Genomic DNA, 13,666 nt, shown 5'->3' with positions numbered 1-13,666 from the left:
CATGGCGACCGAACGCTTTACAGCAACTTACCTGATCGAGACGCCGCTCGACCCTCGCAAGGTCGCCGATGTCATGGCCGGCGAGCAGTCGAGCGGCACCTTCACCCGCGTTGCCGGCGAGACCGATGAGTTACGCGACCGCACCCGCGCCGTCGTCACCGCGGTCGAGGAACTGGAAAGCGCCGCCGAGCCGAGCCTGCCCAATGCCTGGCTGACACGGAAGGGTGTTTCTGGGCCATGGCGCCGCGCCCGGATCACGCTCTCCTTCCCGGTCGACAATGTCGGGGCCAACCTGCCGACGCTCGCCTCGATCGTCGCCGGCAACCTGTTCGATCTCGGTGAGGTCACCGGCCTCCGGCTCGAGAGCATGGCTTTGCCGGCTTCGTATCGCCGCCTGTTCCCGCTGCCGACGCGCGGCATCGCCGGCACCCGCCGGCTCACCGGGGTAGCCGATGGCCCGATTATCGGCTCGATCATCAAGCCCAATGTCGGCCTGCGCCCCTATGAGACCGCCGAACTGGTCGGCAAGCTCTGCGCGGCCGGGCTCGACTTCATCAAGGACGACGAGATCTGCGCCGACCCGGTGCATGCGCCGCTGGCCCAGCGCGTGCCCGCCGTCATGGCGGCGGTGCGGCGCCACCAGGACCGCACCGGCAAGGCGGTTATGGTCGCCTTCAACATCACGGCCGAAACCGACCAGATGCGCCGCCATGCCGAACTGGTCGAGCGCGAGGGCGGCAACTGCGTCATGGTCAGCCTCAACTGGTGCGGGTTCTCGGCGGTCGAGACCCTGCGCCGCTCGACCAGCCTTGCTTTGCACGGCCATCGCAACGGTTTCGGTGCGCTCTCGCGCCATCCGTTGCTCGGCATCGGCTTCCAGGCCTACCAGACTCTGTGGCGGCTCACCGGCGTCGATCACATGCATGTGCATGGTTTGCAGGGCAAGTTCGCGCAGGAGGACGAGGAGGTCGTGACCTCCGCGAGGAATTGCGTGACGCCGCTAGCGGAGGGCATCGATGATCGCGTCCTGCCGGCCTTCTCCTCCGGGCAGTGGGCCGGCACGGCGCAGCCGACCTGGGATGCGCTCGGCCATGACGACCTGCTGTTCATGGCGGGTGGCGGCATCCTCGCCCATCCCGGCGGGCCGTCGGCCGGCGTCGCCAGCATCCGCCAGGCCTGGGAGGCCGTCGCGGCCGGCGTGCCGGTTGCCGACGCCGCGAAGAGCCATGACGAGCTCGCCCAAGCGCTCGCCTTCTTCGGCAAGGGCAGCGGCTGAGCATGGCGGAAGCGGGGCCCCGTTACGGCTGGTATGGCGACGATTTCACCGGCGCCACCGATACGCTCGCCACATTGGCGGAAGCCGGCCAGCGCGCCTTGCTCTTCCTGCGCATTCCGACAGCCGGACAACTCGCCAGCGCCGGGCCGCTCGATGCCGTCGGCATCGCCGGCGCGACGCGGGCGATGCCGCCGGAGGCGATGGCGCGGGAGCTGGACAAGGCCGGGCGCTTCTTCGCCAAGCTCGGCATCTCGCTGCTGCACTACAAGTGCTGCTCGACTTTCGACAGCGCGCCAGGGATCGGCAGCTTCGGCGCTGCGGCGCGCGCCTTGCGGCCTCATTTCCCCAATCCGCTGCTGCCGGTGATTGGCGGCCAGCCCAATCTCGGGCGCTACTGCCTTTTCGGCAATCTCTTCGCCGCAGCCGGGGCGGGCGGCAGCGTCCACCGCATCGACCGCCATCCGACCATGAGCGTCCATCCGGTGACGCCGATGGGAGAGGCCGATCTGCGCCGGCATCTGGCGGCACAGGGGCTGGAGCGTGTCGCCCTGGTCGACTATCGCAGTCACGAGAGCCACGGGGCCGGCTCGGCATTGGACACGGCGCTGGCGGCGCAGCCCGACGCCGTGCTCTTCGACGTCTCGCGCCCCTCGGATCTGGCGGCGATCGGCACTCTGCTGCGCGAGCACATGATGGCCGGGCCTATGCTGGCGATCGGCCCGAGTTCGGTCGCGCAGGCCTTCGCCGGCTTCCCGCGGGCTGAGCAGGCCGCGATGCCGAAACTCCCCCGGCCTGTCTCCGGGGGCAATCTGCTCGCTCTCGTCGGCAGCCTTTCGCCGGTCACCCGCGTTCAGGTCGAGAACGCATCGAGCTATCAGATGCTCGCGATCGATCCGGCGCGACTGATCGGCGAACCCGCTTATCTCGACGCACTCCGTCGCGAGGCGCTCGCCGGCCTGGCCGAGCGCAATGTCATGCTGATCACCGACAAGCCGGCTGGCGCACCGGCCGAGACCGGCAAGGTCGCAGCTTCGACCGGCGCGCTGCTGCGCGCGATCATGAAAGAGGCGCGGATCGTGCGGCTGGTCGTCGCCGGCGGCGACACCTCGACGCTGGCGATCCGCGCGCTCGATCTCTGGGGGCTGTCCTACCGCTCCCCTTGCACACCCGGCGCGCCGCTCTGCCGCGCCCATAGCGACGATCCCAGGCTCGACGGCCTCGATATCGTCCTGAAGGGCGGCCAGATGGGCACGCCCGACTTCTTCAATCGCGTTGCCGAAACCGGCTGAGCCGGCCCGAGCTTATGGGCAGACGTAACCGGCCTGGCCATCGGGCACGCAGCGTGAACCGTTCGGCAGATTGAGCGCGCCCGAGCGATCACGCCGGACATAGGCGCCGTTGGGCAGGGAGAAGCCGCCGGTCGCGTCGGTCTGGACACGAGTCCCGTCCGGCAGCTGCAGACCTCCGGCGCCATCGCTGGCGATTCGCTTGGCCGCCGCGCCGCCGCTGGGTGCAAGACCGGGAGGCGGGGCTCCGAAGCGCTGAGGCTGCGAGCAGCCCGCTACGATACCGGCAAGGCCAATAGCTGCGGCGACAATAAATGCGCGTCTCATGCTCAATCCGCCTCCTCAATATCTCTTCATGAAATCCGCAGTCTCCGACAGAGTCGGGATGCGGTCCAGCACGCCGCCGCGCGGGCACGCCTGCGACAGCATCGACCAGCGATTGTGCCGCTTTCATGACGAGCGGGCCAGACACCGATGCATGGCCAGAGGATTGCCTAATCGCCCCTACATCCGCGACAGTTCCATCCGGGACGGATCGCCGGAGAGCAGACGCGCATGGTCGACTGGATAAAAGGGCGCAGCGAGGCGCAGGCGATCGCCGAACCCTGGACGCGGCAAGGCGGGCCTGGCGGAGCCATTGTGCTGTTCGACCGCGACGGCGTGCGCGAGAGCGCCAGCGGCGGCTTTTCCGTGATCGAGCACCGCCTGCCCTTCACCCCCGACACGCAGAACCGGCTGGCCTCGATCAGCAAGCATATCTGCGCCGCCTTGCTGCTGCGCGACGGCGTGCCGCTGGAGGCGACGCTCGGCAGTTTCCTGCCGGAGCTGCCGGCGGCGCTGGGAGCCGTCCCGCTTGGCCGGGCGCTCGACATGACCGGCGCGCTGCCTGACATGATGGAGGCGCTCTGGCAGCTGGGCACGCCCTTCACCACGAGCCTGTCCAGCAGCGAGATTTTCGCCGCCGCCTGCCGCCTGCCCGGGCTCAATGCCGAGCCCGGTACCGAGATGGCTTATTCCAACACCGGCTGGCGGCTGGCGCAGGCGATTCTCGAGCGCCGGACCGGGAAGGGCGCGGCGCAACTGGTCGACGAATTGATGGCACCGGCTGCGCTACCGATCCGCTTCGTCTCCGACGAGACCGAGGTCGTCCCCGGCCTCGCCACCGGCTACTGGCATGACGGGCAAGGCTGGCGGCGCGGCTTCTACGGCTTCAACTTCTCGGCCTCGGGAGGCATGGCCGGCAGCGCGGCCGGTTTGGCGCGCTGGGCGGCGGGCCTGATGGCCGGGCGCGGCTCTCATGCGGGGCTGCTCGACCGGCTCGCCGCACCGCGCCAGTTCGCCGATGGCAGCGAGAGCGGCTACCGGCTCGGCCTGGTCGCAAGCCGGCTCGGCGGTATCAGGATCATCGGCCATGGCGGATCACTGACCGGCTACCGCAACCACATGCTGATGGCCCCCGACATGGGTGTCGGCGTCGTGGTGCTGACCAATCGCGAGGAGGATGCGCTCTGGCCGGCGCTGCGTGTGCTGGCGGCGCTGACCGGCGAGGCACTGCCCAGCGATCCCGACACTGTCCCGGCTGGGCTCTACGCAGCGGAAGAGGGACCGTCCTGGGCCGAGTTCGCCGGTGGTGCGATCAGCTTCATGGGCGGGTACGAGAAGCTCGTCTCGGACGGCAACGGTGGGCTTCGCAGCCTGCCAGCCTATCTCGAGATTGCTCTCAGGGCAGAAGCGGACGGCGCGCTCACTGGGGCGATCGGCGGCGTCGCCCGCCGCCTACTGCCGGTGCCGGCCGATATCAAGCTCGACGAGCGCCTAATCGGGCGTTGGCGCGACGACAGGCTCGGCGTCGAGATCGCCATCCGCCCTGATGGCACGGCATCCTGGCCCTGGGCCGGGACGATCGGCCTGGAGACCCGGCTGACGCCATTGCCCGGCGGGCGGGCGCTGGCCGACCTGAAGCACGGTCCCTGGCGGCACCGGCCTTGCTTGTGGCTGCAGCCGGATGGGAGTCTGCGCCTCGCAGGCCACCGCTCGCGCATCCTGCACTTCAACCGCCTCGACCAAGAAAGCCGACCATGATCCGATCCCGCCTCGCTGCCGCACTGATCGGCGCGGCCGCCTTGCTGCTCGCTACCGGGGCGCAGGCGCAGTCCGGCCCGAAAAACGTGCTGCGCGTCGCGCCCCACGCCGATCTGAAGACGCTCGATCCGGTCGCAGCTTCGGTGCTGATCACCCGCATGCACGGGCTGATGATCTACGAGACGCTGTTCGCCTGGGACGCCAACCTCCAGCCGAAGCCGCAGATGGTCGAGAGCTTCTCGACCTCGGAAGACAAGCTGAGCTGGAGCTTCACGCTGCGGCCTGGCCTCAAATTCCATGACGGCCAGCCGGTGACGACACGCGACGTGATCGCCTCGCTGAAGCGCTGGATGGCGCGTGACACGATCGGCGGCAAGCTCGGCGAATACACCGAGGGCATGACGACGGTCGATGACCGGACTTTCCAGCTCAAGCTGAACAAGCCGATGGCGCTGGTGCCGTTCGCGCTCGGCTCGGCCGTCGGCAACATCCCGGCGATCATGCGCGAGAGCGATGCGACGAGCGATCCGCTGAAGCCGATCACCGAGGCGGTCGGCTCCGGTCCTTTCCTGTTCAACCGCAGCGAATGGCGCAGCGGCGTCAAGGTCATCTACGACAGGAATCCCGACTATGTGCCGCGCTCGGAGCCTGCCGATGGCCTCGCCGGCGGCCGCGTCGTCAAGGTCGATCGCGTCGAATGGCTGATCATGCCCGATCCGGCGACAGCAGCCGCGGCCTTGCAGACCGGCGAGATCGATATCTGGGAGCAGCCGAGCCAGGATCTGGTGCCGGTGATCGCCGGGAACCGCGAGGTCAAGGTCGAGCGTTACGCCAGCCTGCCGGACCAGGCGCTGCTGCGGCCCAACCACCTCTACCCGCCGTTCGACAACCCCAAGGCCCGTCTCGCCCTCGCCTATGCCACCGATCAGGCCGAATTCCTGGCCGGCGGCTTCGGCGACGAGGAATGGTGGCAGCGCTGCAATTCCTATTTCATCTGCGGCGGCCCGAACGGCACGCAGGCGGGCGCCGAGGGCTTCGCCAAGCCGGACCTCGCCAAGGCGCGGCAACTCCTGGCGGAGAGCGGCTACAAGGGCGAGCCGTTGGCGCTGATGTCGAGCATGGACATCCCGCCGATCGGCCGCATGGCCGAGGTCGCGGCCGACAGCCTGAGAAAAGTCGGCTTCAACATCGACCTGCAGTTTTCGGACTGGGGCACGGTGGCGACGCGCCAGCAGAATCGCGGTGCACCCGGCCGCAGCGGCTGGAATCTCTTCGTCACCACCATCCCCGGCGCGACCATGCAGTCGCCGCTGACCAATGTCGGCACCAATATGGCTTGCGAGAAGGCCTGGGCCGGCTGGGCCTGCGATGCGCAGACGGAGAAGCTGCGCGGCGCCGTCGTCGATGCGCCGGATGATGCCGCCCGCAAGGCGGCGGTCGAGACCCTGCACAAGCATCTCGCCGAGGTTCAGCCCTATCGCGTGCTCGGCCAGTTCGTTCAGCCCTATGCGCGGCGCGCCAATGTCGCGGGCGTGCTGGCGGCGCCGGTGATGCTGTTCTGGAACATCGAGAAGAAATGAGCGCATCCTGCGCTTCGCCCGCCTGGAAGGAGATCAACATGATCCGATCCCGCTTCGCCGCCGCTCTCGTCGGCGCGACCGCGCTCATTCTGACGGCCGGCGCACACGCGCAGCCGGCGCCCAAGTCTGTGCTGCGGGTCGCGCCGCATGCCGACCTGAAGACGCTCGACCCGGTCGCCGCCTCGATCGTGATCACCCGCATGCACGGGCTGATGATCTACGAAACGCTGTTCGCCTGGGACGCCAACCTCCAGCCCAAGCCGCAGATGGTCGAGAGCTTTTCGACCGCGCCGGACGGGCTCAGCTGGAGCTTCACGCTGCGGCCGGGCCTGAAATTCCATGACGGCCAGCCGGTCACCACGCGCGACGTTATCGCCTCGCTGAAGCGCTGGATGGTGCGCGACACGATCGGCGGCAAGCTCGGCGAATACACCGAGGGCATGGAGGCGAAGGACGACAGGACCTTCACCCTCAAGCTGAAGAAGCCGATGGCGCTGGTGCCATTCGCGCTCGGCTCGGCCGTCGGCCAGATCCCGGTGATCATGCGCGAGGCCGATGCGGCGACCGATCCGACGAAGCCGGTGACCGAGACGATCGGCTCCGGCCCGTTCAAGTTCAACCGGGCCGAATGGCGCAGCGGCGCCAAGATCGTCTACGACAAGAACGCTGACTATGTGCCGCGCGCGGAGCCGGCCGACGGGCTCGCCGGCGGGCGCGTCGTCAAGGTCGACCGGGTCGAGTGGATGATCATGCCGGATGCGGCGACGGCTGCGGCCGCCTTGCAGACCGGCGAGATCGATATCTGGGAGCAGCCGAGCCAGGACCTGATCCCGGTGGTCGCTGCCGCAAAGGACGTCAAGGTCGAGCGTTATTCCAATCTCGCCAACCAGGTGATGCTGCGGCCAAACAGCCTGCATCCGCCGTTCAACAATCCCAAGGCGCGCCTCGCTTTGGCCTATGCCACCGACCAGGCCGAGTTCCTGGCCGGCGGTTTCGGCGACGAGGAATGGTGGAAGCGCTGCGCCGCCTACTTCATCTGCGGCGGCCCGAACGGCACCGAGGCCGGGACAGAAGGCTACGCCAAGCCGGACCTGGAGAAGGCAAAGCAGCTCCTGGCCGAAGCCGGCTACAAGGGCGAGAAGCTGGTGCTGACGACCAGCAACGACATCGCCGCAATCGGCCGGATGGCCGAGGTTGCCGCCGCCCAGCTGAAGAAGGCCGGGGTCAATGTCGAGGTGCAGTTCTCCGACTGGGGCACGGTCACCACCCGCCAGCAGAACAAGAGCCCGCCGGACCAGGGCGGCTGGAACCTGTTCGTGACCTATGCCTCCGGCGCGACCATGCAGTCGCCGATGACCAATATCGGCACCAACATGGGCTGCGAGAAAGCCTGGGCGGGCTGGCCCTGCGACGCCGAAGCCGAGAAACTGCGTGGCGCCGTGGTCGATGCGCCCGACGATGCCGCCCGCAAGGCGGCGGTCGAGGTATTGCATAAAAGGCTCGCCGAGATGCAGCCCTATCGCGTGCTCGGCCAGTTCGACCAGCCCTACGCGAGGCGCGCCAATGTCTCCGGGGTGCTGGCGGCGCCGGTAATGCTGTTCTGGAACATCGAAAGAAGTGACGCCGACGCGGCGTTAACCGGTTCCTGACCGATTGCGGACGAGACTCAGCAGAACGATTCGCCTTCTTAGTCTCGTGAGACATGTAATGGGTCAGGTTCTACAGTTCCGTCCGTTGAAGCAGCCGGTCGCCGAGAGCGATGCGCTCGACCTCATGTCGGCGATTGATTTCGCCTTGCGCGATCTCGCCGACATCACCCCGCACATCCTGCATGAGCCGAGCCGAGAGCAGGCGCGGCAATGCCGGGAGATGTTGCAGGACGCCTTCGACGCAGCGCTGCTGACAGGCTGAACTCAGTCGCGCCTGACCGCGACGACGTCGCCCTCGTCATTGACGACGACGCGGATGTCCTCATCGTCATCATCGGTACCCGAGACGATCCAGACGCCGCGATGGCGGCGGACGCTTTCGACATCGACCACACCGTTGCGGCGAGCGATCCGCACGGCCTCGCGCCGGCTGATGCCATAGTCATCCTCGCCGGCTTCAGGCGACCGGGGCGGGTATGGCGGCAACGTCGGCACGTCGGGTGGCGGAACATCGAGCGGCGGCGCACCAATCTCTCCGCTTAATACCTGTGCGAGAGCGGGCGCGGTCGGAACGAGACCCAGGCAGGCGATCAAGACGAAGCGACGGGTCGGCATAGCCGGTCTCCAAGGCGGGTTCGCCTTTGGATAGGTGGCGATTGGGTCGGAATCGGGTCGGGATTGCGGGCGGACTTTGCCTGTGACAGGCATCGTCTTGGACGATACGGAGATGCGGCATGCAGCCAGCCTGGTCCATCGGACTGATGACCGGAACGGTCCTCGACGGCAATATCGACATCGCCGCCATCCGCACTGATGGCGCTGCGGTCGCCGAATTCGGGCCGTGGCGGCTCTCGCCTTACCGCCAGGAAGTTCGCGATCTGCTGGCTGAGGCGGTGCAGGCCGCGCTCGGTTGGCGTTTCGAGGGGCCGGAGCCGGCGATCTTCGCGCAGGCCGAGCGCGCCTTGACGCTGGCTCAAGGCGAGGCCGTCTCTGAGTTTCTGGCAGCCGAGGGCATTGCTGCGAGCGAGGTCGCGGCCATCGGCTTCCATGGTCAGACCGTGCTGCATCGCGCCCCGACCAGGGAGCGCAAGGGCGACACCCGCCAGCTCGGCGACGGCGCGCTGATGGCGGGGCAACTCGGCATCGACGTTGTCTATGATTTCCGCACGGGCGATGTCCGCGCCGGCGGCCAGGGCGCGCCGCTGGTCGCGAGCTATCATGCCGCGCTGATGCACAGCATTGGCGCCGGGCAGGAGACTGCCGTGCTCAATCTTGGCGGCGTCGGTAATCTCAGCGCCTTCGCCGATGCCGACAGCGTGCTCGCCTTCGATACCGGCCCGGGCAATGCGCCGCTCAACGACTGGATCAAGCAGCATGGCAAGGGCGAGATGGACCGCGACGGCGCCTTCTCGCTCGCCGGCACCGTCGACGAAGCCAGGCTCGCGCGCCTGCTCGAACATCCCTACCTCTTCGCCCCCTATCCGAAGTCGCTCGACCGCCACGATTTCACCGCCGCCATGGCCGAGGGCCTCTCCTTCGAGGATGGGGCGGCGACGCTGACCGCCTTCACCGCCGGCGCGGTCGGGCGCGGGCTCGATCTGCTCCCAGTCAGGCCGGAAAGGCTGATCGTCTGCGGCGGCGGGCGGCGCAATCCGGCGATCATGGCGGCGCTCAATGCGCGCAGCGGCGCCGAGGCCGTTCCGGCCGAAGCCGTCGGCTGGCGCGGCGATGCGGTCGAGGCGGAGTGCTTCGCCTTCCTCGCCATGCGCCGCAAGGCCGGCCTGCCGATCTCCTTCCCGCTGACCACCGGCGTAACTGAGCCGATGACCGGCGGGCGGATCGCGCCCGGGCGTTGACGGCGCGCGCCGGCGAGGGTTCAAGGGCAGCATGAGCAAGTTCGCCTTCGAGCCCCTCGCCATTCCGGCCGTCCTGCTGATCAGGCCGAAAAAATTCGGCGATGCGCGCGGCTACTTCATGGAGACGTACAGCACCGAGGCCTTCGCCACGGCCGGCATCGGCACCGTCTTCGTCCAGGACAACCAGTCGCTCTCGGCGGCGCGCGGCGTGGTGCGCGGCCTGCACTTCCAGGCCCCGCCGGCGGCGCAGGCCAAGCTGGTCCGGGTCCTGAAGGGCGCGATCTTCGACGTCGCGGTCGATATCCGCGTGGGATCGCCGAGCTATGGCAAATGGTGTGCCGTTACGCTGACGGCCGAGGGCGCCGAGCAGCTCTTCGTGCCGCGCGGCTTCGCCCATGGCTTCTGCACGCTCGAGCCGGGTACCGAGGTCATCTACAAGGTCGACGGCCCCTACGCTCCGGAAACCGAAGGCGGCCTGGCCTGGAACGACCCAGACCTCGCGATAGACTGGCCCGTCATCGCAGCCGAGGCGCAGCTCTCGGGCAAGGATGCTGTTCTCCCCGGCTTTTCAGGCTTCACCAGCCCGTTCCGCTGGGAGGCCCGGCCGTGAAGCGCTATCTCGTCACCGGCGGCGCCGGCTTCATCGGCTCGGCCGTGGTGCGCCATCTGATCCGTCAGACGCCGCATCAGGTGCTGGTCGTCGACAAGCTGACCTATGCCGGCAATCGCGACAATCTTGAGCCGGTCTCAAACGATCCACGGCTCACCTTCCTGCAAGCCGATATCGGCGATGCCGCGGCGATGCGGCACGCCTTCGCCGAATTCGCGCCCGACATCGTCATGCACCTTGCCGCCGAGAGCCATGTCGACCGCTCGATCGACGGGCCGGCGGCTTTCATCGAGACCAATATCGTCGGCTCCTTCGTGCTGCTGCAGGAGGCGTTGCGGCACTGGCGCACCCTGCCGGCCGAAGACCAGGCCGGTTTCCGCTTCCACCAGATCTCGACCGACGAGGTCTTCGGCTCGCTCGGCGAGGACGGGCTGTTCAGCGAGACCTCGCCCTACCAGCCGAACTCGCCCTATTCGGCCTCGAAAGCGGCTTCCGACCATCTCGCCCGCGCCTGGCACCACACCTATGGCCTGCCGGTCGTGCTCTCGAACTGCTCGAACAATTATGGGCCCTATCACTTCCCCGAGAAGCTGATCCCGCTGATGATCCTCAATGCGCTCGAGGGCAAGGCGCTGCCCGTCTACGGCTCGGGCGCCCAGGTCCGCGACTGGCTGCATGTCGAGGATCATGCGCGCGCACTCGCTCTGATCGCCGAGAGCGGGCGGATCGGCGAGAGCTACAATGTCGGCGGCTCGGCCGAGCGCAGCAATCTTGAGGTGGTCAAGGCGATCTGTGCGCTGATGGACGAGCTTTCGCCCGATGCCGGCATCGGCCCGCGCGAAAACCTGATCCGCTTCGTCGCCGACCGGCCGGGGCATGACCAGCGCTATGCGATCGACGCCAGCAAGATCGAGCGCGAGCTCGGCTGGCGGCCCCAGGAGAGCTTCGAGAGCGGGCTGCGCAAGACGATCGCCTGGTATCTCGAGAACCGCGACTGGTGGGGCCGGATCCGCTCCGGCGTCTATCGCGGCGAGCGGCTCGGGGCGGGCTGAAGCCTGCGACCTCGCGCCGCTATCACCCGCTTGTCATTGGCTTTTCCCGATGGAAGCGGGCATCTGGTGGGCATGACCGCGACGAGCCTCCCGCGCCGGACTGTTATCCGGCTGTTGCAGCGCGCCACCATGGCGCTGGCCCTGCTGGTGCCCACGCCGCTGCTCGCGGCTGAATCCGCCGCCGTGACCTCGCCGCGCGTCACCGCCACGCTGCTGTCGAGCCGCGATGTGGTTGCACCGGGCGAGCGTTTCCAGGTCGCGCTCACCCAGAAGCTCGCGCCCGGATGGCACAGCTACTGGCAGAACCCCGGCGATTCCGGCGAAGCGACGCGGATCGAGTGGGTGCTGCCGGAGGGCATCAGCGCCGGCGCGATCCAATGGCCGCCGCCGAAGGCGATCCGGGTCGAGCCTCTCGTCAATTTCGGCTTCGAGGGCAATGTCCTGCTGCCCGTCGAGATCTCCGTCCCGGCCAATGCCAGGCCCGGCGAGACCCTGACGCTCTCGGCCAAGGCAACCTGGCTGGTCTGCGAGAAGATCTGCATTCCCGAAGAGGGCGCCTTTACGCTCGATTTGCCGATCGCGGCAGCAGCCCAAGTCGACACTGCCGCGCAGGTGCAGATCGATCAGGCCATCGCCGCGCTGCCAAAGCCGGCCGGCTTCACCGCCAGGCTGACGGCGAAGGGCGATGACAAGCTCGCGCTCACCTTGCCCGGCCTGCCGGCCGGTGCCCGCGATATCCGCTTCTTCCCGGTCCTGGACACGCTGATCGAGCATGCGGCCGAGCAGCCCGTCGCGAACGGCGCGGTCACCCTCACCCGTTCCACTGCCTTCAAGGTGGGCACGCCGACGACCGACGGCGTCCTCACCTTCGAGGAAGGCGGCAACAAGCGCGCTTTGATGCTCAGCGCCGAGGTCGAGCCGGTCCTGCTGCAGGCAGTAGCCGCTCCGGCGCAAGCACCGGCAAAGGTGACGCTGCCGCCGCCTCCGACCGAGGACCTGACGCTCCTGCTGGCGCTGGTTTTCGCTTTCGCCGGCGGGCTGATCCTCAATCTGATGCCCTGCGTGCTGCCGGTGCTGTTCATCAAGGCGCTCGGCTTCGCGCAGATCGCGCAGGCGAGCCGCAGCGAAGTGCGCCAACAGGGCCTGCTCTTCCTCGCCGGCGTGCTCGCGACCTTCTTCGTGCTGGGCGCAGCTGTGATCGCAGTCGGCGCCGGCTGGGGCTTCCAATTGCAGTCGCCGCCGCTCGTCATCCTGCTCGCCGTGCTGATGACGCTGATCGGCTTCAACCTGATCGGCGCCTTCGAGATCGGCGGCAAGCTGCAAGGCGTCGGCGACGGGCTCGCCAGCCGGAGCGGTCCGGTCGGCGCCTTCATGACCGGCGCGCTCGCCGTCGTCGTCGCGACGCCCTGCACCGCCCCGTTCATGGGCGCGGCAATGGGCTATGCGCTGACGCAGCCGCCAGCCGCGGCGCTGTCGATCTTCATGGCCCTGGCGCTCGGCTTCGCCGCGCCCGTCGTCGCGCTCTCCTTCGCCCCCGGACTGCTGCGGCTGCTGCCGAAGCCCGGCCGCTGGATGCTCGTGCTGAAGCAGGCCTTCGCCTTCCCGATGTTCGCGACCGCGATCTGGCTGATCTGGGTCGCGACCATGCAGGCCGGCGCCGACGGGGCGCTCGCCGCGCTGGTCGCGATTCTCATCACCGGCTTCGCGCTCTGGCTGGTCGGCGTGACGCGCGGCAGTGGCCGAGCCTTGCGCGCCGTCGCGGCTGTAGCCGCCATCCTGCTCGTCGGCGCGACCTCGGCCTTCGTGATCGAAAGCGCGACGCCCCCGGCGCAACCGACCGTGCAGGCCGGAATGGAAGCGCCGGGTGTCTGGTCGCCGACGCGGGTCGCGGAGTTGCAGGCGCAGGGCAAGCCGGTCTTCGTCAACTTCACCGCCGCCTGGTGCATCACCTGCCTCGCCAATGACCGCGTCGCGCTGTCGCGCCAGGAGGTGAAGGACGCCTTCGCCAAGCTCGGCGTCGCCTATCTCAAGGCCGACTGGACCAATCGCAATGCTGCGATCGCGGCGACGCTGGCGGAGTACGGCCGCGCCGGCGTGCCGCTCTATTTGTTCTACCCCGGCACGAAGGGCGCGCAGGCCGAGGTGCTGCCGCAATTGCTGACGCCCGAGACCGTGGTGAGCGCCGCTCAGCGCGCCGCCGGCAAAGAGGTGAAGACCGCATCCAGCCAGAAGTGAAGCCAAGCCCCGACATTTCAACTCAACAGGGAGACTGACG

Annotated in this window: 12 protein-coding genes; 10 read left to right on the top strand and 2 right to left on the bottom strand. The window is 68.3% G+C overall.

Annotated elements, in window-relative coordinates:
* Window position 1: 1 nt before the first annotated feature.
* Both QO058_RS17935 and QO058_RS17930 read left to right on the top strand, forming a co-directional pair.
* Window positions 2-1,276, top strand: coding sequence for a ribulose-bisphosphate carboxylase large subunit family protein (locus QO058_RS17935; RefSeq protein WP_284167634.1), 1,275 nt, complete (start codon window positions 2-4; stop codon window positions 1,274-1,276).
* Between the two features lie 2 nt (window positions 1,277-1,278).
* Complete coding sequence (locus tag QO058_RS17930; RefSeq protein ID WP_284167633.1) at window positions 1,279-2,565, top strand: four-carbon acid sugar kinase family protein; 1,287 nt, start codon at window positions 1,279-1,281, stop codon at window positions 2,563-2,565.
* A gap of 12 nt (window positions 2,566-2,577) precedes the next feature.
* Here the strand turns inward: QO058_RS17930 and QO058_RS17925 are convergent, their stop codons facing one another.
* Window positions 2,578-2,889 (bottom strand): hypothetical protein, encoded by a 312-nt coding sequence (locus tag QO058_RS17925; protein ID WP_284167632.1) that lies wholly within the window; start codon window positions 2,887-2,889, stop codon window positions 2,578-2,580.
* 228 nt (window positions 2,890-3,117) lie between these two features.
* On the opposite strand from QO058_RS17925, the gene QO058_RS17920 reads away from it, so the two are divergent.
* From QO058_RS17920 to QO058_RS17905, 4 genes are read left to right on the top strand one after another with little or no spacing between them, the layout of a single operon-like run.
* Entirely contained in the window at window positions 3,118-4,644 is a 1,527-nt protein-coding gene (locus tag QO058_RS17920; RefSeq protein ID WP_284167631.1) for a serine hydrolase domain-containing protein, read from the top strand.
* Window positions 4,641-6,224: an ABC transporter substrate-binding protein gene (locus QO058_RS17915; protein WP_284167629.1), complete on the top strand. Its 1,584-nt coding sequence runs from the start codon at window positions 4,641-4,643 to the stop codon at window positions 6,222-6,224. The genes QO058_RS17920 and QO058_RS17915 overlap by 4 nt, the downstream gene beginning before the upstream one ends.
* Before the next feature lie 38 nt (window positions 6,225-6,262).
* Window positions 6,263-7,873 carry an ABC transporter substrate-binding protein gene (locus QO058_RS17910; protein WP_284167628.1) on the top strand — a complete coding sequence of 537 codons (1,611 nt, stop codon included), beginning with the start codon at window positions 6,263-6,265 and terminating at the stop codon, window positions 7,871-7,873.
* 58 nt (window positions 7,874-7,931) lie between these two features.
* The gene (locus QO058_RS17905) at window positions 7,932-8,135 is read left to right on the top strand and encodes a hypothetical protein (protein ID WP_284167627.1); all 204 of its coding nucleotides are present in this window, start codon (window positions 7,932-7,934) and stop codon (window positions 8,133-8,135) included.
* Window positions 8,136-8,137: 2 nt separating this feature from the next.
* Here the strand turns inward: QO058_RS17905 and QO058_RS17900 are convergent, their stop codons facing one another.
* Window positions 8,138-8,488, bottom strand: a complete 351-nt coding sequence (locus tag QO058_RS17900) for a PepSY domain-containing protein (RefSeq protein ID WP_284167626.1) — start codon at window positions 8,486-8,488, stop codon at window positions 8,138-8,140.
* 119 nt (window positions 8,489-8,607) lie between these two features.
* On the opposite strand from QO058_RS17900, the gene QO058_RS17895 reads away from it, so the two are divergent.
* The 4 genes from QO058_RS17895 to QO058_RS17880 all read left to right on the top strand — a co-directional run bounded on the left by QO058_RS17895 (window position 8,608) and on the right by QO058_RS17880 (window position 13,626).
* Entirely contained in the window at window positions 8,608-9,729 is a 1,122-nt protein-coding gene (locus tag QO058_RS17895; protein WP_284167625.1) for an anhydro-N-acetylmuramic acid kinase, read from the top strand.
* A gap of 31 nt (window positions 9,730-9,760) precedes the next feature.
* A complete protein-coding gene (gene rfbC / locus QO058_RS17890; RefSeq protein WP_284167624.1) occupies window positions 9,761-10,339 on the top strand; it encodes a dTDP-4-dehydrorhamnose 3,5-epimerase in 579 nt (192 codons plus the stop codon).
* Window positions 10,336-11,391: a dTDP-glucose 4,6-dehydratase gene (gene rfbB / locus QO058_RS17885; RefSeq protein ID WP_284167623.1), complete on the top strand. Its 1,056-nt coding sequence runs from the start codon at window positions 10,336-10,338 to the stop codon at window positions 11,389-11,391. Before rfbC ends, rfbB begins: the two co-directional genes overlap by 4 nt.
* Before the next feature lie 72 nt (window positions 11,392-11,463).
* Entirely contained in the window at window positions 11,464-13,626 is a 2,163-nt protein-coding gene (locus QO058_RS17880) for a protein-disulfide reductase DsbD family protein (protein WP_284167622.1), read from the top strand.
* The last annotated feature ends 40 nt before the right edge of the window (window positions 13,627-13,666 follow it).

The organism is Bosea vestrisii (assembly GCF_030144325.1).
GTDB lineage: Bacteria > Pseudomonadota > Alphaproteobacteria > Rhizobiales > Beijerinckiaceae > Allobosea > Allobosea vestrisii_A.
The sequence above is the reverse complement of the archived record's forward strand: the minus strand, read 5'-3'. Positions and strand labels throughout refer to the sequence as shown.

Bases quoted from the DNA above. Each gene is read 5' to 3' on its own strand.
- QO058_RS17915 (WP_284167629.1), top strand. From the start codon at position 4,641: ATGATCCGATCCCGCCTCGCTGCCGCACTGATCGGCGCGGCCGCCTTG.
- QO058_RS17920 (WP_284167631.1), top strand. From the start codon at position 3,118: ATGGTCGACTGGATAAAAGGGCGCAGCGAGGCGCAGGCGATCGCCGAA.
- QO058_RS17895 (WP_284167625.1), top strand. From the start codon at position 8,608: ATGCAGCCAGCCTGGTCCATCGGACTGATGACCGGAACGGTCCTCGAC.
- QO058_RS17900 (WP_284167626.1), bottom strand. From the start codon at position 8,488: ATGCCGACCCGTCGCTTCGTCTTGATCGCCTGCCTGGGTCTCGTTCCG.
- rfbC (WP_284167624.1), top strand. From the start codon at position 9,761: ATGAGCAAGTTCGCCTTCGAGCCCCTCGCCATTCCGGCCGTCCTGCTG.
- QO058_RS17925 (WP_284167632.1), bottom strand. From the start codon at position 2,889: ATGAGACGCGCATTTATTGTCGCCGCAGCTATTGGCCTTGCCGGTATC.
- QO058_RS17880 (WP_284167622.1), top strand. From the start codon at position 11,464: ATGACCGCGACGAGCCTCCCGCGCCGGACTGTTATCCGGCTGTTGCAG.
- QO058_RS17905 (WP_284167627.1), top strand. From the start codon at position 7,932: ATGGGTCAGGTTCTACAGTTCCGTCCGTTGAAGCAGCCGGTCGCCGAG.
- QO058_RS17910 (WP_284167628.1), top strand. From the start codon at position 6,263: ATGATCCGATCCCGCTTCGCCGCCGCTCTCGTCGGCGCGACCGCGCTC.
- QO058_RS17935 (WP_284167634.1), top strand. From the start codon at position 2: ATGGCGACCGAACGCTTTACAGCAACTTACCTGATCGAGACGCCGCTC.
- QO058_RS17930 (WP_284167633.1), top strand. From the start codon at position 1,279: ATGGCGGAAGCGGGGCCCCGTTACGGCTGGTATGGCGACGATTTCACC.